General features: G+C 38.6%; 21 protein-coding genes. 7 read left to right on the top strand and 14 right to left on the bottom strand.

Annotated features, from left to right (window positions below):
* Positions 1–154: 154 nt before the first annotated feature.
* The 6 genes from FY048_RS15975 to FY048_RS15950 form a co-directional block, all read right to left on the bottom strand.
* Positions 155–2,566 (bottom strand): DUF6160 family protein, encoded by a 2,412-nt coding sequence (locus FY048_RS15975; RefSeq protein WP_446091785.1) that lies wholly within the window; start codon positions 2,564–2,566, stop codon positions 155–157.
* Between the two features lie 32 nt (positions 2,567–2,598).
* A complete protein-coding gene (locus FY048_RS15970; RefSeq protein ID WP_336169249.1) occupies positions 2,599–3,324 on the bottom strand; it encodes a DUF6160 family protein in 726 nt (241 codons plus the stop codon).
* Positions 3,325–3,339: 15 nt separating this feature from the next.
* A complete protein-coding gene (locus FY048_RS15965) occupies positions 3,340–5,382 on the bottom strand; it encodes a hypothetical protein (protein ID WP_446091784.1) in 2,043 nt (680 codons plus the stop codon).
* A 231-nt stretch (positions 5,383–5,613) separates the two neighbouring features.
* A complete protein-coding gene (locus tag FY048_RS15960) occupies positions 5,614–7,089 on the bottom strand; it encodes a hypothetical protein (protein ID WP_446091783.1) in 1,476 nt (491 codons plus the stop codon).
* 305 nt (positions 7,090–7,394) lie between these two features.
* The gene (dcd, locus tag FY048_RS15955; protein WP_016139108.1) at positions 7,395–7,964 is read right to left on the bottom strand and encodes a dCTP deaminase; all 570 of its coding nucleotides are present in this window, start codon (positions 7,962–7,964) and stop codon (positions 7,395–7,397) included.
* Between the two features lie 115 nt (positions 7,965–8,079).
* Positions 8,080–8,673: a LysE family translocator gene (locus FY048_RS15950; protein ID WP_446091782.1), complete on the bottom strand. Its 594-nt coding sequence runs from the start codon at positions 8,671–8,673 to the stop codon at positions 8,080–8,082.
* A gap of 362 nt (positions 8,674–9,035) precedes the next feature.
* On the opposite strand from FY048_RS15950, the gene FY048_RS15945 reads away from it, so the two are divergent.
* Complete coding sequence (locus FY048_RS15945; protein ID WP_446091781.1) at positions 9,036–9,605, top strand: DUF2062 domain-containing protein; 570 nt, start codon at positions 9,036–9,038, stop codon at positions 9,603–9,605.
* Positions 9,606–9,637: 32 nt separating this feature from the next.
* Here the strand turns inward: FY048_RS15945 and FY048_RS15940 are convergent, their stop codons facing one another.
* The 3 genes from FY048_RS15940 to FY048_RS15930 all read right to left on the bottom strand — a co-directional run bounded on the left by FY048_RS15940 (position 9,638) and on the right by FY048_RS15930 (position 12,490).
* On the bottom strand, positions 9,638–10,510 hold the full coding sequence (locus tag FY048_RS15940) for a 5'-methylthioadenosine/S-adenosylhomocysteine nucleosidase (RefSeq protein ID WP_446091780.1): 873 nt from the start codon (positions 10,508–10,510) through the stop codon (positions 9,638–9,640).
* 143 nt (positions 10,511–10,653) lie between these two features.
* Positions 10,654–11,844 (bottom strand): iron-sulfur cluster carrier protein ApbC, encoded by a 1,191-nt coding sequence (gene apbC / locus FY048_RS15935; RefSeq protein ID WP_446091779.1) that lies wholly within the window; start codon positions 11,842–11,844, stop codon positions 10,654–10,656.
* Between the two features lie 145 nt (positions 11,845–11,989).
* Positions 11,990–12,490, bottom strand: coding sequence for a hypothetical protein (locus tag FY048_RS15930; RefSeq protein WP_446091778.1), 501 nt, complete (start codon positions 12,488–12,490; stop codon positions 11,990–11,992).
* 460 nt (positions 12,491–12,950) lie between these two features.
* Here FY048_RS15930 and metG point away from each other — a divergent pair, with 460 nt between their 5' ends.
* Complete coding sequence (metG, locus tag FY048_RS15925) at positions 12,951–15,017, top strand: methionine--tRNA ligase (RefSeq protein WP_446091777.1); 2,067 nt, start codon at positions 12,951–12,953, stop codon at positions 15,015–15,017.
* 108 nt (positions 15,018–15,125) lie between these two features.
* Here metG and FY048_RS15920 read toward each other — a convergent pair whose 3' ends face one another.
* The 3 genes from FY048_RS15920 to FY048_RS15910 all read right to left on the bottom strand — a co-directional run bounded on the left by FY048_RS15920 (position 15,126) and on the right by FY048_RS15910 (position 16,416).
* On the bottom strand, positions 15,126–15,461 hold the full coding sequence (locus FY048_RS15920; RefSeq protein ID WP_446091776.1) for a calcium-binding protein: 336 nt from the start codon (positions 15,459–15,461) through the stop codon (positions 15,126–15,128).
* Entirely contained in the window at positions 15,442–15,630 is a 189-nt protein-coding gene (locus tag FY048_RS15915; RefSeq protein ID WP_003653431.1) for an NF038215 family lipoprotein, read from the bottom strand. Before FY048_RS15915 ends, FY048_RS15920 begins: the two co-directional genes overlap by 20 nt.
* A gap of 162 nt (positions 15,631–15,792) precedes the next feature.
* On the bottom strand, positions 15,793–16,416 hold the full coding sequence (locus FY048_RS15910) for a LysE family translocator (RefSeq protein WP_446091775.1): 624 nt from the start codon (positions 16,414–16,416) through the stop codon (positions 15,793–15,795).
* Between the two features lie 178 nt (positions 16,417–16,594).
* Here FY048_RS15910 and FY048_RS15905 point away from each other — a divergent pair, with 178 nt between their 5' ends.
* The 5 genes from FY048_RS15905 (at position 16,595) to FY048_RS15885 (ending at position 22,259) form a co-directional block, all read left to right on the top strand.
* Positions 16,595–17,164, top strand: a complete 570-nt coding sequence (locus FY048_RS15905) for a TetR/AcrR family transcriptional regulator (protein ID WP_446091774.1) — start codon at positions 16,595–16,597, stop codon at positions 17,162–17,164.
* A complete protein-coding gene (locus tag FY048_RS15900; protein ID WP_446091773.1) occupies positions 17,161–18,804 on the top strand; it encodes an MFS transporter in 1,644 nt (547 codons plus the stop codon). The genes FY048_RS15905 and FY048_RS15900 overlap by 4 nt, the downstream gene beginning before the upstream one ends.
* Before the next feature lie 40 nt (positions 18,805–18,844).
* Positions 18,845–19,996: an HlyD family secretion protein gene (locus FY048_RS15895; protein ID WP_446091772.1), complete on the top strand. Its 1,152-nt coding sequence runs from the start codon at positions 18,845–18,847 to the stop codon at positions 19,994–19,996.
* Between the two features lie 64 nt (positions 19,997–20,060).
* Complete coding sequence (locus tag FY048_RS15890) at positions 20,061–20,933, top strand: 1-aminocyclopropane-1-carboxylate deaminase/D-cysteine desulfhydrase (RefSeq protein ID WP_446091830.1); 873 nt, start codon at positions 20,061–20,063, stop codon at positions 20,931–20,933.
* Between the two features lie 126 nt (positions 20,934–21,059).
* Positions 21,060–22,259: an NAD(P)/FAD-dependent oxidoreductase gene (locus FY048_RS15885; protein WP_446091771.1), complete on the top strand. Its 1,200-nt coding sequence runs from the start codon at positions 21,060–21,062 to the stop codon at positions 22,257–22,259.
* A 1-nt stretch (position 22,260) separates the two neighbouring features.
* Here the strand turns inward: FY048_RS15885 and FY048_RS15880 are convergent, their stop codons facing one another.
* Together FY048_RS15880 and FY048_RS15875 are read right to left on the bottom strand one after the other, a co-directional pair.
* Complete coding sequence (locus tag FY048_RS15880; RefSeq protein ID WP_004794296.1) at positions 22,261–22,431, bottom strand: hypothetical protein; 171 nt, start codon at positions 22,429–22,431, stop codon at positions 22,261–22,263.
* A gap of 128 nt (positions 22,432–22,559) precedes the next feature.
* Complete coding sequence (locus tag FY048_RS15875) at positions 22,560–24,236, bottom strand: mechanosensitive ion channel (RefSeq protein ID WP_446091770.1); 1,677 nt, start codon at positions 24,234–24,236, stop codon at positions 22,560–22,562.
* Positions 24,237–24,342 lie beyond the last annotated feature (106 nt).

The raw sequence follows: 24,342 nt of genomic DNA, 5'->3' as shown, positions 1-24,342 counted from the left end.
CTCTAATCCTTAAGAGACAAACGCTTATTATTTGTTCAGACTATCAGAATAATATGCAAGTACAAAACAATTATCCCTATAACCCGACGAATGCAAATCTAATCACATTAAAATAAAAACCACATAAAAAGTGGCAATGACTGCCATTTTTTGATTAGTTAAAAGCACCATTTCTAGGCACAATACTAAAGCTACTATTTAAACGTCCACCAGTAATCGCAAGCTCACCTAAACGTGCACCTGCACCAGTTGAAGGTGGGTAAAAATTAATATCTTTAACACGTAATGCGCCGTCGATACTCTTATCAGGGTTAAAATAAACCGCCGTATTGACGCCAACTTTACCTAAACCACTTGCACTGTCTTTACCAACGACTAAAGCAGTATTAAATGCAAGCTTTCCAGTAATATTATCAAAGCCAATTGCAGAACCATCGATCGGATCACTAATTTGAACTGTGTTTCCTGTTGCTGTGGCAGGCATGGTGAAATCGCCCAGTACAGTTAGAGCACTGCCATCTGCAATTGAACTGTTTGGCACGATCGATAAGTTAAGATCTCCGCCTAAACGCAGTTTTAGACCAAATAAGACATCATTATTTCTGGCAAAGTTATCAATTGGTGAGGTACAGGAACCGGTAGCTGGACAAGTTTTATATTTTGCCCCAGGTAAATACCCTGCTGCGATCTCAGTTGACAAAGCAAGTAGCATCTCTTTTAAACTAATATTAAGACTGCCATTTTCTAAACCAATACTTCCATTGCCTTTGACGAACATATCAATGTTACGTAACCCCATATAATAATCAGTCGGGTTACCTACATTATTCGCATTTGGAGAACCATCGATCAATAATACAGAGGTCGTTTTAGTTCCAGTCGCATCACGTCCTGTAGTTCCAGCTGCAATACCAAAACCTAAGCGCGAAGTCGTTCCAGATGTAGCAACTACATTCTGAACAGGTTTACCATTGGCATCTTTTGTATAGTAATAAGCACTATTTGCTGGCGCGTCTAAACCATATACAGCAGCATTAGCATTTAAGTTATAAAAAGGTAGTGCTAAGCCCCACTGGTTGTTTGCACCATTGTCTGCAAACTGATTTGCAGGAGCGACATTCGCACTTGTCGTAAAACGACCACGTCTTGAAAATGCTTGAAACTCTGCTCCACGCATAGCAAGAATTAAACTGAATGGATTAGTAACCGTATCACGGTGAATATTATGCTGATAATCAGCAGCTGTTGTTAAAGTACCACTGCCTAAACGAATTGCATTTAAAGTCGCGTTGTTTGGCATTAATAAGGTTTTTGTATCAGCAAGATTTAGATAAATATTTCCGCTGTCGAAATAACCGCGAGTAGCTGAGTTAAGACCTGTTAAGTTGCCAAATTCGAAACCATAAGCGTTAAGACCCGCTCCACCAATTTCTAAAGTTGTTGCTTTGCCATCTGCGCCTAGCATTGAATCATTATCTTTGGTGAATTCACCTTTCATACGAAAGGCAACGCCAGAATTACCTAAAATGCTATTACTTGAACCTGTACCCGAAGCTGTATTTGCAGTACCTAAAGTCGTTGTATCTGCCGTACCATCTACCCCTCGGAGTTGTAGATAACTATTGACCATACGTCCGCTAGCACCTAAACGAATCAAACCTTTCGCATTTTTTGGGCTATTATTTGCATCTAAAGCATAAGGGTTAGATTTATCCACATTCGAACTGAGCATGACCTCAATATTTAGGCCTGAATTCGTTACTTTTCCATTACTATCAACATATGTACCTGCTGTTAAACCCGAAGCTGAATCTGCTACGCGGTTAAAATCAACATAACCATATGTACTGTTTGGAGTTTGCCCTACACTAGCAATGTTTGCGCCTGTATTTGTCTGTAAAACGACGCCACGGGTCGGATCTACAAACATCACTCCTTTACCAACAAAATTAAAGTTAAAGTTTCTTAAAATTAACTGATTTAACTGACTGCGAGCATCCAATTGCCCTAAATAAATATTGGCATTATTAATACCAAGCGTCATGCTAGATTGGCTATTAGGGTTAAATAAACCATCTTGAGTAGTAATTGCCAAATTTAAAGGAGAAGTCGTTTGAATCGCCAATTGCCCTAAAGTTGGCGAACATGTAGCTGAACTATTACAAACTTTAAAGCTATTTACCGTAATAAGAGAAGGACTACTCTGCATAGAAAAATCTATGCCTGCTTTACCTGTAGTCGTATTACTCCCCACATCTAAACGGTAATTTGTACTTAAGGGTTGATTAGATCCATTACTTTTTTGGACTTTTACGCCACTTGCTTGAGCTCTTAAGACCTGATCAGCACTTGTTGGTGTGCCCGCATGGTCATCCCAATAAGCATTATCAATATTAATTTCATTAAACGTAGTTTGAATAGAGATTCCATCTTGTCCATTAACGGCACTCAAATCAGCATCTGTTAAAGCTTCTAAAGCATAAATTTGTCCACTCACTAACAACATGCTGGTTGCTAATGTATTTAAAATAAACTTTGAGCTGTGATTTTCTTTATTTTTTTTCATCACTTCAGTTCCTTTGAAATCTACATTAACCCTTAACAGCGAGGATGGCTACCATCACAACTAAAGACCATGACTTTTCCTTGAATAGCCAAGTTTCCGTTCATCATCAAGCCCATAAAACCAGTTTCACGTCCATAGTCATAAGCCGATGGAGTTGCAGTTGCAACTTGCTGGTTCCCACTATTAGCAGTCGCAGCATATGTCGGTTTTTTGAAATATGCATAATCATACATATTTGCGCTTGAACCTTGCGTTGTTGTTGAGCTTGTGAAGTTATCTTGTTCAATCGATAAAGCATTGAAACCAAAATTACGGAATAAAATCGGTTGAGCTGAGCTAAAACTAAGTTGGATAGCAGGCTTAATGATCTCGGTATTACTTTTATCAAGATATTTTAAATCGGCACCATCAAGCCCCATTTTCTGAATATTTAATGTGCCTTGTATACCTTTAAAAACTAACCAAAGCTTATTACCACTATCGCTATTCTCAGCCCAACCGCTTGGTTTAGTCGCATCAGCTTGCACAAACCGTTTATTAATCGCCAAGCCTAAATGACAGAACTCTACACTTTCACAGACACCGCCACTACCATTATCAAATATACCGTTACTCGTCTGGTTTAAATTGAGCATTAAAGATAAATCAGCACCTGCCTGTCCATTAATCGCCTGCAGTGCTTCATTATCCAAAGTTTGTAGCTCCGCATGAGTAACCGTTGCACAAAGAGCAAGGATTAAAGTACTGAATTTTTTCATATCATTATCCTCCTCTTATAAGCCTTTAGTGGTGAGTTTCAAATGTTGGATTAATACACCATCAATGACAGCTGAACCCATATTATTGGTAATCGCAGAACTAATCTGTGCCCCCGATAACTTATAGGTGTTTAAATCTGCATTTGGAGTAGTGGTAGACCAACGTCCATTGTTATAAACTGCATCTGGTAGAGGTGTGCCATTTGGTACAACAAACTGAGCGCTATTTCCGGCATCAGCTAAGGTATAACCTGTATTATTTACTGTCGGGTTGTAATAAGAGGTATTGTCAATACTCGCCCAGTTAGCACCTTGAGAGTCAAATTTTAAACCTGTGCCTGCATTTCCAGTCCAGCCCGATGCTGTACGGTACTGCCAAGTATCATAACAAGTACTTAAGTTCAAAAATCCACAGCTATAACTGCCTGCACGACGTTCTTGATTTTGCAATTGGTAGAAGTTTTTAGTCTGCGTTATAGCCGCTACAGTGCCCGTAGGTAGTTTACCAAATGAAATACCGACCGCATCTTGTGTACTATTCCCTTTAAATGCTTCTAAAGTATTGTTCGAAGAATTATAAACAGTTGAACCAATTGAAATACTGCTATGTGTTGCACTAGAGCCTTGGTAAGTTTTACCACCTAACGTGACACTGGTGCCACATTGGTAAATATTACAAGTAGAACCTAAATAACTCGTATCGGCACCACTATAGTCTGTATAAATTTTCTTATAAATTTCAGGTTTATTCGGAATGCGTGCAAGTTCTAAACTAAAGTTTTTACCATCTGAGCTTAAAACTAGTGGTTGATATAAAGAACCCAAAACAAGGTTAATATTCGGGTTATAGAGGTATAAACCTTCATTTGCATCAAAAGTTGGCGCAAGTCCACCATTAATTGCAGGTGTTACCAAATTACCTTGAGTAGTTCCAGATTCACGCGTGCTTAAACGTAATACGTTATTCATAGCGCTGTCTGTTGGGGCAGTCCATGAACCAGTTGAAGTAACCGTCGTAGTTTGACTGCGAATCCGATATAACCAATCCGCGCTTGGAGAGTTATTACTTGGAGCACCCGTATATTGGGTACTATAACGATTTACCCAAGGCCCTACCGAAGATGTTGGAGTATTTGAAGTAATTGTCGCTCTTAAATTAGATGCATCACCGCTATTTAAACGAATAACACCAGCGAAACCTAAAGTATCATTATAAAAAGGACTCATTCCACCAGCAGAGGTTGCGCCCCCTAATGTTTGGAAAAGTTGTAAACGACTACCATTTAAACTAAAGTTATTCCAAACTCCTTGTAAACGAAGACGGTTTGCACGGCTTGCATCCGTACTCGTACCAATTAAGCCATTTGAGTCGCCATAATTAAATTGGTCTGCTGCACCATTTATTTTATTTGGATTTCGGACAAAAATATCTGACCATAAACCTAATTTCAGCTTATAGGCATCTATACCTGCGGAATCCTTCGTTCCAATCTCATATAAAGGAGCTTCCAAAGCTAAATAGGTTACTTGGCAAGATGGATCACTCGCACCACTACAAGTAGCCGCACTGAAATTAGGTACTGAGTTTTCTGTCGCGACTTTAAAAATCCATGGGTTGACGGCAGTCCCCCAACTTGAAATTGCAGCAGCAGTGTCAGTAGAAGCGATACGGCTATTCGTATCATTATCGGATTTGGAAAGCGCTAAACCATAAAGAAAAATATCTGCTTTACCAACAGCACGATCACCAGAATCGACAGAGCCATTTTTATTGGTATCAGCTGCTGTCATACTTAAAGGACCGACAGGCACATAATTGATATAACCCGTATCTTTAGTACGATCTGTTAATATCTGACTTGAGGTTTCATTAGCCCCTGCGCCACGAAATACCATATAAGCATTCTGTGGCAAGATAGCAATACCTTCACCTGTAGTTGCACTTAAGCCCGCATCAGAAAGTTCTTCGAGTGCGAAACTAGCTTGGCTTATACAAAGCCCGATTAAACTTGCCAAAACGGTTTTTTGAAACCTTACCGTATAATTAAGTGTAGTCATCTTGACCTTCCTGTTTTATACGATGCCGCGCACCATATTTATTTTTCTTTAACAATCCTTGATGCCTGGTGAATCTATCCTTTTCACCTAAGACAAAGAGGCAAATCTAAAAGATATTGCCAACCTTTCCACATTTCTATTATGCGGAATATTTGCACAAATGCAAAAAAAAGCATGTAAAAAATTACTTTTCCGATGAATGTAAAGCAACTTAGGTTGCCTTCTCAGTATTTAACAAAAAGTTAAACCTGAACCATGGCAGTTTGGCTTAAAGTTTTGATTCGTTAACTGCAAATTGCTTAAATTTAATGTGAGCGGACTATTTTTCAAATCAACTGTACCAATATTTACATCTAAATCCCCCAGCTTTAATAATCCTCCTAAATCAGAGGTTTGTGCTGGGTTAGCTTGTAAATAGGCAGAAACAGCCGTTGAAATTTGTGGAAAAAGAGGTGAAATATCAATCGCATCTTGCGGAATGATATTACCGACGTTAACTGGATTTGCAAAAGACATCCACCAACCTTTTTGAGCCACATCATCTGCTTTAGCGCCTGGCCATTGGAGCATTTGATTTTGTAGAGCAAGGTACATGGGTGAGTTAATTGGTAAATTATGAATAAGTCCCAATGACTGAGTTAAATTTAAATTCGCTGTAATATTTGAAATTGTACCATTCATATATACATTAGAAAATTTAGAACCTTGGCCTGCAATGAGACATGCTAATACACTACAGCTTGTTACTGTGGCTTCAACTTTACCACCCTGAGTATAAATACCTGTTGGTTCAGGATAAGCTGGGTCGTGTGGACCTGCCGCATTGTATTGCACAACACCATCTACTGGGTACGAACTACTATGTCCGACATAAATATTAGGGACTTTCACTGGAGCAGATAAAACTTTGGAGCTAACTCTATTACCATTCACCTGAATGGGAGCAATTTCAAAATAGTTATTTTGAATGCCTGGAATATTAAATCCACCATCTGAAGTAACAAAACTTACCTCAGCTGCCCCTCCCAAACCCAAAGCTTGTAAACGACCTGTAACTGCATTTGTTCCATATAAATTGTCACGTGTAGCAGAAGTTGTCGCATAACCTTTAATTAAACCACTGCTATCAGATTGAACTTTCATATAACCAGAAATCGAGTTAATTCCATTTGGCCTAGATGTATTTTCAGTACCTGCTGTAAGCAAGCCGATAAATTTCTCAGCACTTAATCTTAAACCGGCGACTTCACGGGTTGATGCAGAATTAGGGTTTTTAATTGCAAATTCTATAAACGGATTTGTTAAAACAGCAGAAGACGAAGCACGCTCTTCACTAGACATCGCCAAAGGATTACCATTCGTATCGAACTTTTGACCACTTAGGCTTAGATTATCAATATCAATATCACAGCCACCCGCACCGTTAACACCACCACAACCTAACTGTAATTTACGAATATTGGTATTAATTTCTAATTCAGCTTCCAAACCTAATTTATAGAAGCCAATATTACTACTGCTATCGCGTAGTTTTTCTAAATTTGCAGAATCCGTAGGCGCAATATAAGACATACTCATCAATGCTTGGCCACGAGTTGCGGATAGTTCCGAATCTGACATAGGGACTAATGTAGAGGCAGCATACGCTGAAGAAAAGCATAAGCTTCCAAGCGCTATCGCTACATGAAGAGACGTAAACTGTCGCATGGCCGACCTCCGTATCCTTGGGGGCATAATCCTGTTTAATTTCTTTTTATTGGGTCTGTCTGAGTTTAGTAGATAACTAAGTAATCACTACAAAAAAGACGACCTATATCCAATACATTTGTTTTTCAATTCTGTGATGCAGAACAAAAAAACAAATCAATTATTGATCATATTATATTATTTTTTACAAAAGGAAACTGTCATTTATCACTATTCCGATAAACGCACTTCATGTAAATTTTATTCATAAAAGTGGGCCACCTAAGCGACCCATTATTTTAAAAATCTTCTTTATGTAAGAAAAATTATGTTTTAGGAAGTGTAACGCCTGTTTGTCCTTGGTATTTACCACCACGGTCTTTATAAGATGTTTCACAGACTTCATCACTTTCAAAAAATAGCATTTGTGCTACACCTTCCCCTGCATAAATACGGGCAGGTAAATTGGTGGTGTTTGAAAACTCTAAAGTGACGTGACCTTCCCATTCAGGTTCTAACGGAGTCACATTCACAATAATACCGCAGCGTGCATAGGTCGACTTGCCTAGACATACAGTCAACACATTACGAGGGATACGGAAATATTCAATTGTACGTGCTAAAGCAAATGAGTTTGGCGGAATAATACAAACGTCAGACTCAATATCGATAAAACTTTTGTCATCAAAATTCTTTGGATCGACAATTACAGAATGTACGTTAGTAAAAACTTTAAATTCACGGGCACAGCGTACATCATAGCCATAGCTAGAGACCCCGTAGGAAATCAACTTTTCACCATTTTCATCAAAACGGACTTGATTCTCTGCATAAGGTTCAATCATGCCGTGTTTTTCGCTCATTTCGCGAATCCAACGATCAGACTTAATAGCCATGTATTTTCTATCCAAAAGGTAATTTCATTGATTGCGACGTACTTTAACGTAAAAAAGCAATTATGAAAACAAGGCTTGAGCTACTCTTCTCAATAAGAATAGCTCAGCAAGACTTTTAAAGGTTGAGTAAAGCAGAGTAGCTAATAGGAATTGAAAAGCTGACTAAAACGAGTGAAGCTGTTTTTTGCAAATTAGTCTGATTTAACCACGCAACTTTCTTAGAAGCTAAAAGTGATCCTAAGAAAATCCAGAATAATGCAATTGGCGTAATAAGCGCTAAATAAGCCATCATATGAATCAAATAAATATGAAAATTACTCCATGCAGCCACAGGAAAAATTGCTGAAGCAAAGAGTAAGGCTTTAGGATTCAGTAAGGTTGCACAAAATAATTCACGAGTACGGATCGTAGGCTGATTTAATTCAACTTCTTGATTTGCCGTATTCCATAACTTAATGGCTAAGAAAATAATATAGCAAGCACTCAATAGCTTAAGGATAGGCGGCAGCAATGGCAATGTGGTAGACACTTTACCAATCAGCATTCCCCATGCAGAAATAGCGATTACATAACCCAAAACTTCTGCTGGAATAAGTTTTACCGATTTCCGTAGTCCTACTTGCACGCCTGAAGAAGCGAGCAAAGTGTTAGTTGGACCAGGTGTAAGTAAAATTGTGGCTACTAAGCCAATAAAAAGCCATGAAATCATTGAATGACCTCATAATATAGTCATCTCAGATTAATAGATATCCTGTCACATGGCAAAAAGTAATTGTAAGACAAAGTTTTTAAAATCGTTTTTTAATTTAAAATAAAACAATTAAAAACATATACTTATAAAATTACCACAAAAAATGGTAAAGAAAACTTTACGGTCAGTTGTTATGATTTTCAAATAATTTCGTACTTAAGTAACATAAGTATTTTTATTTTAAGTCTATTTTTCCATCAAAAGTCTTTATAATAAAAAATATATAGTGATGGTAAGTTTAAATTTTAAGCTTTTAATAAGTTTCAATTCATATATTGTTTCTGATTTTTTTATATAGAGCACCGCGCTCTACTACCTTAATGATTATGGCAAAGCACTTTTTTCAATCTTGGCTTCCCTCACCCGAGAAAGTTTCAAATATGAAATTTCTAAGGATTTTTGGTAAAAAGACCTTGAATCCTGTGCTTTGGTACGTCAATCGAAAATCAATTACCCGAGCTGTTTTTGTCGGAACCTTTTTTGGTTTGCTGCCTATACCTTTTCACAGTGTATTTATTGTGATGGCGGTCTTACTATTCGAAGTAAATTTACCAATTAGCTTAATGCTGGCTTGGCTAAGTAATCCTCTTACTTTAGTGCCCATTCTTTATATTGGTTTTTGGTTTGGTGCACATATTTTTCATGTGCATATGATTAATAAAGAAATGTTGCTAGGTGTATTGCACCAAATTTCCCGCTGGATTACTCATTTCGGGCATGGGCACATTGATTTTAGTCTTGCGAAAATTTTAATGACAGGACTGGTTGTCGAAGCTTTCGTATTTGCCGTCATTTTATATCTATCTACAGAAATTTTCTGGCGTTGGATGGTTATTAAAAACTGGAAAAGTAGACATCGTCTTAAAAAGCAAGAAAATGAGGTTTTATAAAAACTCCAATCTTCTTGCTTAGTTTTAAATTATTATTTTGGTAGTTTCGATTTCATATATTCTTCGGCCACATTGAGTACATACTCTTGGCAAGCCTCTCCTGTACCAGGGTCATAAGCTCCGTTATTTGTAATATTATTAGATAAGATTCGAATGCCTAAAAATGGAACATTCAACTGACTTGCGATTTGGGCAACTGATGCCGCTTCCATTTCCTCAACAGAAGTGCCATAACGCTGATGGAAAAATTGAATACGATCAAGTTCATTATTCCAAACATCTGCTGAACCAATCGTTCCCTCAACCACCTCACCTTTGTCATAACGGACTTTATGTGCCGCCATTAATAGCTCTTGATCACCTTCAAATTTGCGTATTGCAATCGGTTCTGGATTAGACTCATCTGTTGGTAAAACATCAAAAGCTTCAACCCAAGTAAGTGAATTTGACCCAGCACCCAATGGCTGTTTAGGAGTTCTAAATGCACCAATATTGGTCGCATATTTTCCTAAAACAATATCGTAAACGTGTAGATCTGGATCGTGCCCACCTGCTGTTCCCTGATTAATGATCGCAATCGGTTTATAACGCTCGATAGCTAAAGCAGTTGCCGCAGCTGAGTTACTCATACCCATGCGAGTTTTAGAGATAATCATTGGATAACCGTTATAGGTACCCTTCCAGAACTTCCACCCACCAATTTCTTCAACAGTCTTATTCTCTAATTTTGAAGCCATTCTTTCCGATTCTACTGGCAAAGCACCCTGAATAATAATCGGCTGTAATTTCTGTTTTTGTTCCTGAACGGTTGGTGTTTGTGCAACAGAAGAATCGTCATTATTGCATCCGACTAAAAATAAGGCGCTACATAAACTGATTACGCCAAAAGCACATTTAAATTGCATTTTTTACCCTTTCTTTTTAAAAAGTGTAAAGTAGCAATCTATATGCCAATTTCAAGTTTAGCTTTGTTATTAATATTCAGTGGTTTAATTTTTTATTTTAACCAGATAATAAAAAACCCGACTTGAAGTCGGGTTTAAATAAATCAAAAAATACGTTTGTCATCACGTGTCCGTTGAGGAATTTTTTCAATCTGTTCCCACATAGCCTTAGCAATATCAATATAACTATCAGCTGCATCATCCATTGCTACAACACTAGGTTTACCCTGATCAGCATGCTCACGGATCTGAGCATTTAGAGGCAAGCGGCCTAATAATGGAATATGGTACTGTTCAGAGAGCTTGTCACCACCACCAATACCAAAAATTTGCTCCTCATGACCACAGTTAGAGCAAATATGGGTCGACATATTTTCAACAACGCCTAATACAGGAATTCCAACTTTATTAAATAATTCGATACCTTTAGTAGCATCTAATAAGGCAACATTTTGTGGCGTAGTCACAATGATTGAACCAGTAACTGGGATACGCTGCGCAAGCGTGAGTTGAATATCACCAGTACCAGGTGGCATATCAATCATCAATACATCTAAATCAGGCCAAAGGGTCTGATTAAATAATTGCATTAAAGCACCCGTTGCCTTCGGTCCACGCCACGCGACAGGTGTGTTGTTATCACCAGTTAAATGTCCAATCGATAACACCGCCATGCCATAAGCATCTAAAGGCACGAAATTTTCACTTTCAATAAGAGGAGTTTTGCCAGCATTTCCCAGCATAGTCGGAATACTTGGGCCATAGATATCGGCATCCAACACCCCAACTTTAAGCCCCATTTTTTGCAAGGCAAGCGCTAAATTGACAGTAGTTGTCGATTTACCAACGCCACCCTTACCTGACGAAACTAAAATAACATGCTTAATGCGAGGATGAAGTGGAACATCTCTTTGTTGCGGAGCTGCTTTTTGGATAGGCGGATTATTCGGATCTGGTTCTGATTTAGGTGAAGCATCAAGCACAGGAGGTAAGTTCGAACTTTCTTTTGCAGGGCGCTTTTGTTGAACCACATGTAAGTTTAGTTCTTCAATACCACACTTTTCTAAAGCCCCAGCCAAATCATCATGAATTTGCTGCAAGTGCTCTTTTTCATCAGGAAAGGTATTAATGGTGAGTTGTAATACTCGACCTTGAACTTGTAGCTGACTAATGCGCTCTTTTAAAGCATCTTTTGAATGAGGCAGTAAATAAGTTTGGAGTACGGTTTGGATTTCATCTTCTTTCACTTCTTGTGCAGGTGAAAAAACAGACTTTAGTGAAGAAAGCCAAGACATATTGTTTACTCCAAAAACAGATCATTACAGCTTAATGGAGATAGTGTAACAGTATTGGTCTGCACTCGCTCACCTTGGGATGAATAATTACTCACTTACAATCTCATCTTTTAGGTCAGGAGTGCAGATTTTAGTTTAGATCAGCTTATTCAGCAGAATCATGGTTTTTCAATTTATTTAACTTATCAGTTGCTGTTTTCTTCAACTCATCAAATTTCGCCGTTGCTTGCGTTTTTAATTCATCAAATTTTGTTGCAGCCTCATCTTTTAACTCTACTGCTTTGGCTTTGGCGTCATCAAGTTTATGACCCGCTTCTGTACGTAAATGATCGAACTTATCTTGCAAGGTATGCTGAGCATCCTCAAGTTTGCCTTTCAAATCATTTGCTTTATCTTCAACTGCCTCTTTGCCAGCAGCTTGTTTATCTTTTACATTTTCCTTTAAATCATCCAAAGCTTTTTCACCTTGAACTTTTGCATCTGCCACTTTGGCCTTTAATTTGTCTACTGTATCTTCAACTGCTTCTTTACCAGCAGCTTGTTTCTCTTTTACATTTTCCTTTAAATCATCCAAAGCTTTTTCACCTTGAACTTTTGCATCTGCCGCTTTTGCCTTTAAATCATCTAATTTATTTTCAGTAGTCATCGTTGTTATCCTCGTAGTTAATTAAAAATTACCTGAATAAGTTATTAGTTATACATCGTTATGGCTTGTTTTCTGACCGTAACTGCAATTTGAAACAAAGACAATACAGGAAGATTCAAATATTTTTCGATTTGTTTATCTGTTCTAAAGAGAAATAACTTCCCCATTAAAAACCGATTTTTACAAATACTCATTGTTACCCAATAAAGATTATTATCCCGCCACTTAAGCACAGCTCTCACCTTGCGCTCGGGCAAAGATTATTATTAACCTTTGCTTATCCCACCACTCAAGCTTAGCTCTCGTCTTGCAGTCGGACAAAGATTATTAACCTTTGCTTATTCCACCACTCAAGCTTAGCTCTCGCCTTGCGCTCGGGCAAAGATTATTAATCTTTGCTTATCCTCGCTCATCAGTTAAAATCTTCCACCTTATAAATACGAATGAGAGAATGAAATCCGTGCGTAAAATTTTAGTCACTAATGCCCTTCCTTACGCTAATGGTCCAATTCATATGGGTCATTTACTCGGTTACATCCAGGCAGATATCTGGGTTCGTGCCATGCGGGCAATGGGTCATGATGTGACTTATGTATGTGCGGATGATGCTCATGGTACCGCTATCATGCTACGTGCTGAGGCAAACGGTATTAGCCCAGAAGAGCAAATTTCGAATGTTCAAAAAGAACATATCCGTGATTTTGATGGCTTCGGTGTACATTTCGACCACTATGATTCAACTCATAGCGATGCCAATAAAGCACGTTCAACAGATATCTATATTAAAAACCGTGAAGCTGGAAATATTGCAGTTCGTCCTGTAACTCAATTATTTGATCCAGAAAAAGGCATGTTCTTGTCTGACCGTTTCATTAAAGGTACATGCCCGAAATGTAAGTCAGAAGACCAATACGGCGACTCATGTGAAGTTTGCGGTACGACCTATAATGCAACTGAGTTACTTAACCCACGTTCAACGTTAAGCGGCGCAACACCAGTTGAAAAATCTTCAGATCACTATTTCTTTAAACTACCGAACTTTGCTGAGTATTTACAGAAATGGACCCGTGATGAAGGTCGATTACCTGTTTCAATTGCAAACAAACTTGATGAATGGTTTGAATCGGGTTTAGCAGATTGGGATATTTCTCGTGATGCGCCATATTTTGGTTTTGAAATTCCAGATGCACCCAATAAATATTTCTATGTTTGGGTAGATGCACCGATTGGTTATATGTCGAGTTTTGAAAACTACATCAAAACTAAACGTCCCGATTTAAACTTTGATGATTTCTGGAAAAAAGACAGTCAAAATGATGTTTACCATTTCATTGGTAAAGACATTGTGTATTTCCATGCTTTGTTCTGGCCTGCAATGTTAGATGGTGCAAACTATCGCACTCCAACTGGTCTTTTTGTAAATGGTTTCTTGACTGTAAACGGACAAAAAATGTCTAAGTCTCGCGGTACTTTTATTAAAGCAGAGACTTATTTACAGCATTTGAATCCAGAATATTTACGTTACTACTTTGCATCTAAACTTTCAGATAAAGTTGAAGACTCTGATTTAAATCTTGATGATTTTATTCAAAAAGTAAACTCTGACTTAGTCGGTAAAGTAGTCAATATTGCTAGCCGTTGCGCTAAATTTATCAACAGTAGCTTTAACAATACTTTGTCTGCTGAATGTGCAGAACCTGAATTGGTACAAAGCTTTATTGATGCAGGCGATTCAATCGCTAGCGCATATGAAGCACGTGAATTCTCAATGGCTATTCGTGAAATTATGGCGCTTGCTGACCGTGCAAACCAATATATTGACGAGAAAAAACCATGGGCTCTTGCTAAACAAGAAGGTCAAGAGCAACAAGTTCTTGATGTGTGCTCAGTCGGTATCAACTTGTTCCGTCAATTAGCGGTGTACTTAGCTCCTGTTCTTCCAACTTTAGCGGAGCAAGTTCAAGGTTTCTTAAAACTTGAAAGCTTTAATTTCGAGTCACGTAAACAAATTCTTGTAAGCCATGAAATTGCGCAGTTCCAACCTCTAATGCAACGTGTTGATCCAAAAGCTGTTGCTGCAATGGTGGATGCATCTAAAGAGTCTTTAGGTACTCCTGCTCCAGAAGCAACTAAAGCAACGGCGAAAAAGGATAAATCTGCTGAGAAAAAAGCAGCTCCTGCTCCAGCAGTAGGTGAAGCAGAAATCATTGGTATTGAAGATTTCTTAAAAGTTGACTTGCGTGTTGCTCAGGTCGTTGAAGCAGGTACTGTGGAAGGTTCGGATAAATTACTTCAACTTACTTTAGACGTTGGCGAAGCTGAACCACGTAATGTATTCAGTGGTATTCGTAGCCAATACGCACCAGAAGACTTAAAAGGCAAACTGGTCGTCATGGTCGCTAACCTTGCACCACGTAAAATGCGTTTCGGTATTTCAAACGGAATGGTACTTGCTGCTGGAAATGGTGAAGGTATTTTCATTATTTCTCCAGATACTGGCGCGAAACCAGGCGATAAAGTTTCTTAATCAGCCTTAATAAAAAAGCTTCCTGAATTGGAAGCTTTTTTATTTTAGAAATATCAAAACTGAGTGAATCAAAGTATTAAATAAATTTAGAAAGCGAGTGCTTTCAAATTATGACCACGGCCACCCTTCACAAGGGTTATTAAATAAAACATGTATGTTTCCTAACTCCTCATTTGTTAAATAACCATTCTTATTTTCATCTAGATAATGAAATAGCTCTGTTTGCTTGTTTTCACCTTGAAAACGTTTATCGCTTGGCCAGTTGTAAGGATAGAAATCTTCAACGCGTTGAAATTCTTTTAAGCTATACATCCCATCATGATTTAAATCATATTTTTCCTGAAAAAGCTCCCAATCTAAAGAAGCAGGTTCACATGCATTTACCATATTCAAAATACAGTAAGTTGCACATCCAGCAAGTAATCTAATAGTTAGATTGCTCATGATTATTCGCTTGTATATCGGAAATTTTGTAATCCTTTTCATGAACAGGAGTACCAACAATACTCATGGTCCGCTCATTTGCTGGTGGTTGCTTGCTCATCGTTCTCATCTCACATCCTGTAGTTAAGATGAGAAAAACTACAGAAATGCTCACCATTAGTTTTTTCATAACGTGATCCTCATTTCTTTTTGTTTTATTTATTAAGTTACCACTTTTAAAGTGCTTAAGTGCTAAAAAAGATATTTCAATTTGTATATATTTTACGCAAAAATAAAGCCAGACTATAAACAGCTGGCTTTGGATTTTTTAGATATTTTAATTAAAGACTTATCACTTGAAGAAAATTAGCTTTAAACCCAATAGACTCACAATGCTTCCAGCAACTCGGTCAACGCCAGTTTTTGCTTTTAAGTACATTGTTCTAGGCTTCTCTGAAGATAACAGCATTGCCACACATGAGTACCAGCCAGCATCAATCATAAAACAAATCACTGGTAATGCGACGTAGTAATAATTTGGGATTTCTTTTGGCAACAAAGCAGTAAATACACTCGCTAGAACGACTGCAATTTTCGGATTACTTAACTGAGTAATCAAACCATATCGATATGCCTGTTTATAAGTCATTTTCGATTTTGCATCGTTTTCAACTGCAATTGGTTCTTTAGCATGTTTAATAATTTTAAAAGCAAGCCATAGTAAATAAAGTCCACCGCCAATTTTTAAAATCAAATATGCAGAAGGCACTGCCAATAAAACCACCTGCAAACCCATAACAGCTAATAGACCAAACAGAGCTGCACCTGTCCCTGTTCCTAATGCTGTAAACAAACCATGTTTACGTGATTTAGAAATTGAATTTTGCGCTACATAAATAAAGCTTGGCCCAGGGCTTATTGCTCCAAGCATCAATGCCATCGCAATTGAAAAAAGAGGAATAAGGGACTCAAACATTGTATTGACCTAGCATTACGCAATTGCGCGGTATTCTAGCAGCTTTTTATGAAGCATATAAAAATGCAGAAGATATAAATGATGAAAATTGATTTTTCATGTTTTTACAATTTACATCTTCACAACGGACAAAAATGTCCGTTAAATATATAGCCTTTGAAACTCCCCAATCGATGACATGAGTAAACGTCAAAAAATTGCTGCCCATAATCGGGATGAATTACTCAATGCAGCCGAAGAATGTTTTCGTATTCATGGCATTAATGTCCCTTTACAAGTTGTGATTGACCACGCGGGTGTCGGCAGAGCAACGTTTTATCGTAACTTTGGTGATCGCAAGGCTTTAATTAGCGCGCTTTTAGAGCGTGCGATTACACAGTTAGAGCAAAAAGCAGCTCATTTTCAACAATTCGAGGACGGTTTATTTCGTTTAATTGAAGGACATATTGGGCAACTTCCTAAACTCGCAATTTTGCAAGATTTTTGGAGAGTCATTGATCGACAAGACCCAATTATGTTAAAAATTTATGAACGTCGAAATAATGCACTGAACCCACTGATTGAAAATGCGATAGAACAAAAACTGTGCCGAGCTGATTTCACTGCTGATGACTATGCAATGGTCACTGCAATGTTGGGTTCTTCATTTCAAGGACATGAGCCAGAAGAACAGACTCGCTTAGCAAAACGAGCAATTGAATTACTATTTCATGGTATTCAAATACAAAAAATTCGAGGGATAGAATGAGTAAAACGCCTCGTTATTTAGAAACACCACCCGACTGGACACCAGAAGAGCAACCGACTCTACCTGGTTCACCAGCTGCTATTGCGCATTCTGTACCTAAGCGGTTTATTTACTTTTTTATTGGTTTATTCATTGCCCTGTCGGCAAGCTTAAGTAATGGTTTTATTACGGCAAATTTACCCTTAATCCAAGGCGAATATGGCCTGACACCTTCTGAAGCTGCTTGGCTGCCTGCGGCCTATGTCATGGCAAATGTCAGTTCAAACCTGATTTTATTTAAAGCCAGACAGCAATATGGCCTGAGAGTATTTTCAGAAATAGGGCTCGTTATTTTTATTGCCGTGCTGGTTTTGCATATTTTTGTGCATACCTATGAAATGGCCCTATTCGCTCGGGTTGTCGCAGGTTTAGCTGGCGCACCATTAAGTTCTTTAGGCATGTATTACACCATGCAAGCCTTTAAAAAAGCAGACATGGCAAAAGGAATATATATCGCCTTTGGCTTTCAGCAACTTGGCGTACCCTTAGCTTGGATTATTTCTCCATTTCTTGTCAGTACAGACAGCTGGTCTGTTCTTTACACCTTTGAGCTGGGTCTAGCACTTTGTTGCTTAGCCATGGTGGTTTCATTGAAACTACCACGTAGCTTACGAATATATGTTTTTGAGAAACAAGATTTCTTTACCTTTGCTTTATTGGCTCCAGGTTTTGCCTGCTTGTGTATTGTGCTCACGCAAGGTCCAATTTTATGGTGGTTTAATAGCGAATGGCTCGCTTACGTCTTGATTGCAGGTTTTAGCTTAGTTGTTTTAGGTTTGCTCTATGAACACTATCGTGCCAATCCATTAATTATGACACGTTGGTTAGGTGCTTCTTCGACCCTACGTTTCATTTTCGGTGCTTTTGCCATCCGACTTTTAATGTCTGAACAAAGCTATGCTGCTGTTAACTTCTTAAAAACTATGGGAATGGGTCCTGACCAATTTGTTCCACTCTATGTTGTCATATTGGTAGGGATTTTAAGCGGAACACTTTTTAGTGCACTTACTTTTTCACGCGAACGAATTATCTTCCACTTACTTTTTGCAGAGTTTCTCATTCTGGTTGCTTGTGGACTAGATTATCACCTAACCAGTGATGTTCGACCTGTGAATTTCTTTGCAAGTCAGTTTTTAGTCGGTTTTGCTGGTGGTCTATTTATTGGCCCCCTGCTTCTGATTGGCTTTGCGCAAACGCTTGCTAAAGGCCCATCTTATGTAGTGACTTTTATCGTATTGTTCTCTGCTACCCAAACTTTCGGTGGTCTTGTTGGGTCATCTTTCTTCTCGACCTATCAACAACATCGTACAAAGAACTATCAGGCAGAGATTATTAAAGATTTAGAACAAGCAGACCCTCTAGTTGCTCAAAGGCTCTCTACATATCAACGTAGCGCATCCATCACCACTACTGACCCAGCATTACAAACAGCTCAATCCATGCGCTCGCTTAATCAAGTGGTCACTCGTGAAGCCCAAGTGCGTGCCTACAATGATGTTATTGCTTTAAACGGTATTTTTGCCGTCGCACTACTCTTATGGGGTGGATTTAATATTGCACGTAGTAAATATCTACAACGTAGAGGAATTAGCCGTCCTTAATGGCTTTCGTATTTGATGAAATAGAAATTGAGATTGATATATGTCAGATGATCAAAACAAACCTGAACCAACACCAGCTCAGGCAGCTGCCAACGAGCCAACACCTGCACCTGCACCTGCACCTGCACCTGCACCTGCACCTGCACCTGCAAGTAAACTGATTCCGACAAAACGCTCAACACTGTTATGGATGTTAGGTGTACTTATTGTCGGTATTTTAGTGATTTTATGGGCTTGGAGAATCGGGCCTTTTGCAACGAGTGTTCAGCAAACTGACAATAGTTATGTGAAAGGTAAAACCACGATTTTATCGTCACAAATTAATGGTTACGTTAAAGATGTAGTCGTTAAAGACTTTGATCATGTCAAAAAAGGTCAAGTGCTCATGCATATTGATGCAACTACTTATGATCAAAAAGTAACACAAGCAGCATCAGGTGTTGAGCAAGCTAAAAATACCTTAGCTAATCAAACGCAATCGATTGCCCAAAAACAGGCTGACATTGTGGCGGCACAAGCCAAAGTGGATCAAGCCAAAGCTCAATATGAACTTTCTTTAGCACAGCTTAAGCGCTATCAACAGCTAGGAAATAGTGGCGCAGCTTCTAAATCTGAGCAAGATAAAGCCGCAGCAGATGCTCAAAATAATCTTGCAGCACTGAAGCAGGCAGAAGCCAATGTGTTAGTTGCAAATGAAGCACTTAAAACAGCACAAGTTGCAGAAGCTGGTTTAGAAGCACAAGTTTCAAGTGCTAAAGCACAGTTAGACCAAGCACAAACCACCAAAGACTATAGCGTTATTGTTGCTCCGATGGATGGTCAACTTGGTGAAGTTAACCCTCGTGTTGGGCAATATGTGGCAGCAGGCTCACAGTTACTTTACCTTATTCCGCAGCAAACTTGGGTGATTGCCAATTTCAAAGAAACCCAAATTGCTAATATGCGAATTGGGCAAAAAGCATGGTTTACAGTCGATGCCATGAAACACAAAAAATTTACAGGACATGTTGAGCAGATCTCACCTGCTGCAGGTTCAGAGTTCAGTGTATTAAAACCTGACAATGCAACAGGAAACTTTACCAAAGTTGTGCAACGAATTGCCGTACGCATTACCATTGATCCAAATCAGGAAGGAATGGAACATTTACGCCCTGGCATGTCAGTGGTTACTTCTGTTGATACAAATTCGTAAACAGCTTTTTAAAGTTCTATTTAAAAAGTTACAATGTGATCAATCATTATTTTCTCAATTTCTAATGTTTGATCACATTGCTCAATCAGTCCCTTATCAACATATTCAACTCCCCTATTCCCTGCATCTCGACATTAAGCGGCTAGATTTAATTCACCCCCAAATCTCGGGTAATAAGTTTTTCAAACTAAAATACAATCTGCTTGCAGCAAAACAACAAGCGTTATCAGGCGTTTTGACTTTTGGCGGGGCTTATTCAAATCATATTGCAGCAACTGCCTATGCAGCTCATCTTTTTGGCTTTAAAAGTGTAGGCATTATTCGTGGGGAAGAATTAGCAACCCAGCCTCTTAACCCAACCTTAGCCAAAGCTCAAAGTTTAGGAATGCATTTACATTTTGTCTCGCGCACTGAATATCGTTTGAGAGATGACGTAAACTACCTTCAACAATTACACAATCAATTTCCTGAAACCTTCCTTATTCCTGAAGGTGGTTCTAATGAACTAGCAGTTCAAGGATGTCAGGAAATTCTCACTCAAAGTGATTTGCAAAACTATGATGTGTTTTGCTGTGCAGTTGGAACTGGAGGAACGATTTCAGGGCTGATTGAACGCAGTGCATCTCATCAAAAGGTTTTAGGGTTTTCAGCATTAAAAGGCGACTTTCTACAACAAGAGATTCAGCAGTGGACTAAAAAACAGAATTGGTCGCTGACAGATGCTTATTGCTGCGGGGGTTATGCGAAAACTTCACCTGAGTTACTGGCATTTATAGAAAATTTCGAAGGACAATACGCTGTACCCCTTGAACCGATCTATACGGGAAAAATGATGTTCGGTCTGTTTGACCTTATCAAAAACAATTACTTTCCTGAAGGAACACGTATTCTGGCAATTCATTCGGGGGGGTTACAGGCAGATATAAGAAATAAATAATATCAATCACTTACTCGTTTTCAAGCAGCATCGTTCACTACCGTGATAAATGTCTTTAGCACGCCTAAGGCTCGGCATGATAGTATATGCCCCTTTTAAATTTTCAAGATTAATCGAGAATCTCTTATGTCTAACAGTCATGTCGATGTCATTGTCTTAGGTGCAGGTGCTTCTGGACTCATGTTGGCTGCACATGCTGCTAAACGCGGGCGCTCGGTTTTAATTTTAGAAAAAGCCAATAAAATTGGTAAAAAGATTTTAATGTCTGGTGGCGGTAAGTGTAACTTTACCAATCTGTATGTCGAACCTGACAATTATATTTCTCATAATCCACACTTTGTTATTTCTGCCTTGTCACGCTATAGCAACTGGGACTTTATCGGTTTGGTATGTGATTATAAAATTGCCTATGAAGAACGTAAACATGGGCAATTATTTACGCTAAGCGGCGCTAAAGAAATTTTAGAAATGCTTGTGAATGAGTGTAATAAAACCAAAAATGTAGATATTCAAACCCATTGCGAAGTTGGCCAAATTACGCCATTGGAAAAAGGTGGATTTTCACTAAACACCAATCAAGGACATTACACTTGTGATTCTTTAGTTATTGCCACTGGAGGCTTATCGATTCCAACATTAGGCGGTTCTGGTTTTGGCTATGAACTGGCACAAAAATTTGGACATCAAGTTTTCCCAACGCGTGCAGGTTTAGTTCCATTTACTTTTTCAGATCACATTAAAGAAGTCACTACACGCTTAAGTGGTAATGCTTTGGATGTGACGTTAAGCAACTCAAAAAATAGCTTTACTGAAGCGTTATTATTTACCCACCGTGGCTTAAGTGGACCAAGTTCTTTGCAGCTTTCAAACTATTGGAACTCAGGAGAAAGTTTTAAAATTGACTTCTTCCCTAGCCAAGATTTAGCGACCTATTTAAAAGATAAAAAGAAAGCACAGCCGAAAGTTTTATTACGTACCCTTCTTAATGAATTTACTGCCAAAAGTATTATCCAAGAGTTACAACAACTCATCTGGCCAGAACAGAGCGAAATAGCGATTGGCAATATCAGTGATGCACAGCTAGATCATATTGCCGAACAGTTACATGGCTTTGCAGTTAAACCGTCTGGAACAGAAGGATATCGTACCGCTGAAGTTACTTTAGGCGGAATAGATACAACTGAAGTATCTTCCAAGACCATGGAAAGTAAAAAGCAGAAAGGACTGTTTTTTGTTGGAGAAGTGCTCGATGTCACTGGCCATTTAGGGGGTTACAACTTCCAGTGGGCATGGTCTTCTGCCTATGCTGCTGCCCAATATGTATAAGCTAATTTGAGTTTTTCGAACTACTTGATGCGTTCGATGAATCTTGTGGCTGAGAAGTAGTCTGTTTTGAGCTTTCCGACTTACTAAATACAAATTTATAAGCACTTGCTAAAAAACCCACCGTAATTCCGGCAATGACAATCGGTGCTAAAAAACGACCTGGTTTCTTCATCGTATTTTCCTCACTTATTTGTTTTTATAACGGCCAAAAAAGAACGACCACTCAATATAGAGTGGTCGAACTTATCACAAAAATCAAAGATTTTTTGTACTGTTTATCTGAAATTTAATTTAAATCCCTTAAATTTCATCATTTTCGCCTGTAGAACCAAACGGTTTATTTACAGGAGGGTGTGCTGGATTCACCTGTACAGAATCCGCTGGTTTTGCATCAGATGGAGCTGTTGATGGTGGCGTTGTTGGTGTAGATGGAGTTGTTGACGTAGTTGTAGCTGGGGCCGCACTACTCGTAGTAGAAGGTGGTTGATAAAGAGGATTTGGTTGATTCGCTTCTTTTTTCGCTTTATCAAGCAAATCAGTTAAAAGTCGTTCTGCTGGTTGACGACCACCTAAACCAAATGCAAGAGCGAAAGCCACTGCAACCGCGCCTAGAGTCAAACCAAATGCAAGATTAACAATTGAATCTGCAATACCCATCGCTCTTAGACCAAGCGCAAGTACCAGACCAATAATTAAAACACGAACTAAACTAGCTAACCAACGCGAGCTATTATATTCACCACGTTGAACTACATTCGCTACAACATTCGCTAGCCAGAAACCAATCACTAGAATTACAGCACCCAATAGAATGTTTGCACCGAAATGGATAAACATTGCAATTAGACCACTGATTTGGTCGAAGCCAAGACGGTCCGCTGCTTCAGATACTGCAAAAAGCATCGTAAAGAATACGATTAGGCAACCCACAGCACTAGAAACTTTAGTTTGGCCTAAAAAGCGTTGTACATCTAATTTGGCAGGAATTTCATCAACACCTGTACCTGCAATTAACTCTGCAACCAAACGTCCAACAAAACGAGAAACAATATAGGCAACCAGTAAAATTAAACCAGCCGCAATAATGTTTGGAATTGCTTGCAAGATTTCATTTAGCATTGCTGTTGCAGGCTGAGAAATTGTCTCAATCCCTAAAGCTTCGAACGCTACAATTAATGTAGTAATGATGATGATGGCAAAAACAAATGAACCTAAGAATTTGCCTACATTAGAGCTTTTGAAAAGACCAATTTTTTCCGCTTGAGCTTGAACACCTAAGCTATTTACTAGACCTTCAACAATACCGCGTACAATTTTTGCCAAGATATAACCAACAAAAACGATAACGCCAGCAATAAAGATATTTGGTAAGAAAGCTACGGCATCATTTACCATATTTTGAACTGGAATGAGTAAGCCTGTTAATCCTAATATTGACAGAACAATCGGAAGGAAAAGTAACAATACAAGCCAGTAAAGAATCTCGCCAATATTCTGGCTAATTCCACCTACACCCACTTCACTGCTTAATTTATCATCAAGTTGGGTTCTGGATAAAACATTGGTAATCCCTGCCCGCACCAGTCGAGCAACGATCCAACCAATAAAACCCACCACCACAGCAGCAATAATATTTGGAATGTAGACCAGTACCTGATTGACCATATTGCTGAAGGGGCCACTCACTCCACTAATGTTGAGCACATTTAGAGCCGCGACAACAGCTAAAATCAAAATAAACCAGAATACAACCTTGGAGATCAGGCCTTCAACATTTGGCGCTCGACCAGTAGCTGAAGATAGTTTGGCATTGGTATTTACTTTTTGTAGAAGCTTTTTCACACCTGCTGCTACCAATAATGCAATTATCCAACCAACCAATAAGATCACTACTGCTGCCAGAATAGGATGAAACTGATCCCAGTAATACATCGCATCAAATTGAGCGCCGCGAGGCCCATCAAAAAATTCATTCATATTGTTATGTCCTCAATTGTTATGTTCTTTTCAGTGTTATCTCTAGGAAACACCATTCGTTGTAAAAAATGACGATGAATGCGGTCTATCTCACATTATGTTTTGA

This window comes from Acinetobacter sp. 1124_18A (assembly GCF_052824995.1).
Note: the sequence above shows the minus strand (reverse complement) of the source record. Positions and strands in the feature narration are given on the sequence as shown.

Coding starts and splice junctions, on each gene's coding strand:
- FY048_RS15975 (WP_446091785.1), bottom strand. CDS start 2,566: ATGAAAAAAAATAAAGAAAATCACAGCTCAAAGTTTATTTTAAATACA.
- FY048_RS15970 (WP_336169249.1), bottom strand. CDS start 3,324: ATGAAAAAATTCAGTACTTTAATCCTTGCTCTTTGTGCAACGGTTACT.
- FY048_RS15965 (WP_446091784.1), bottom strand. CDS start 5,382: ATGACTACACTTAATTATACGGTAAGGTTTCAAAAAACCGTTTTGGCA.
- FY048_RS15960 (WP_446091783.1), bottom strand. CDS start 7,089: ATGCGACAGTTTACGTCTCTTCATGTAGCGATAGCGCTTGGAAGCTTA.
- dcd (WP_016139108.1), bottom strand. CDS start 7,964: ATGGCTATTAAGTCTGATCGTTGGATTCGCGAAATGAGCGAAAAACAC.
- FY048_RS15950 (WP_446091782.1), bottom strand. CDS start 8,673: ATGATTTCATGGCTTTTTATTGGCTTAGTAGCCACAATTTTACTTACA.
- FY048_RS15945 (WP_446091781.1), top strand. CDS start 9,036: ATGATTATGGCAAAGCACTTTTTTCAATCTTGGCTTCCCTCACCCGAG.
- FY048_RS15940 (WP_446091780.1), bottom strand. CDS start 10,510: ATGCAATTTAAATGTGCTTTTGGCGTAATCAGTTTATGTAGCGCCTTA.
- apbC (WP_446091779.1), bottom strand. CDS start 11,844: ATGTCTTGGCTTTCTTCACTAAAGTCTGTTTTTTCACCTGCACAAGAA.
- FY048_RS15930 (WP_446091778.1), bottom strand. CDS start 12,490: ATGACTACTGAAAATAAATTAGATGATTTAAAGGCAAAAGCGGCAGAT.
- FY048_RS15920 (WP_446091776.1), bottom strand. CDS start 15,461: ATGAGCAATCTAACTATTAGATTACTTGCTGGATGTGCAACTTACTGT.
- FY048_RS15915 (WP_003653431.1), bottom strand. CDS start 15,630: ATGAAAAAACTAATGGTGAGCATTTCTGTAGTTTTTCTCATCTTAACT.
- FY048_RS15910 (WP_446091775.1), bottom strand. CDS start 16,416: ATGTTTGAGTCCCTTATTCCTCTTTTTTCAATTGCGATGGCATTGATG.
- FY048_RS15905 (WP_446091774.1), top strand. CDS start 16,595: ATGAGTAAACGTCAAAAAATTGCTGCCCATAATCGGGATGAATTACTC.
- FY048_RS15900 (WP_446091773.1), top strand. CDS start 17,161: ATGAGTAAAACGCCTCGTTATTTAGAAACACCACCCGACTGGACACCA.
- FY048_RS15895 (WP_446091772.1), top strand. CDS start 18,845: ATGTCAGATGATCAAAACAAACCTGAACCAACACCAGCTCAGGCAGCT.
- FY048_RS15890 (WP_446091830.1), top strand. CDS start 20,061: ATGTTTGATCACATTGCTCAATCAGTCCCTTATCAACATATTCAACTC.
- FY048_RS15885 (WP_446091771.1), top strand. CDS start 21,060: ATGTCTAACAGTCATGTCGATGTCATTGTCTTAGGTGCAGGTGCTTCT.
- FY048_RS15880 (WP_004794296.1), bottom strand. CDS start 22,431: ATGAAGAAACCAGGTCGTTTTTTAGCACCGATTGTCATTGCCGGAATT.
- FY048_RS15875 (WP_446091770.1), bottom strand. CDS start 24,236: ATGAATGAATTTTTTGATGGGCCTCGCGGCGCTCAATTTGATGCGATG.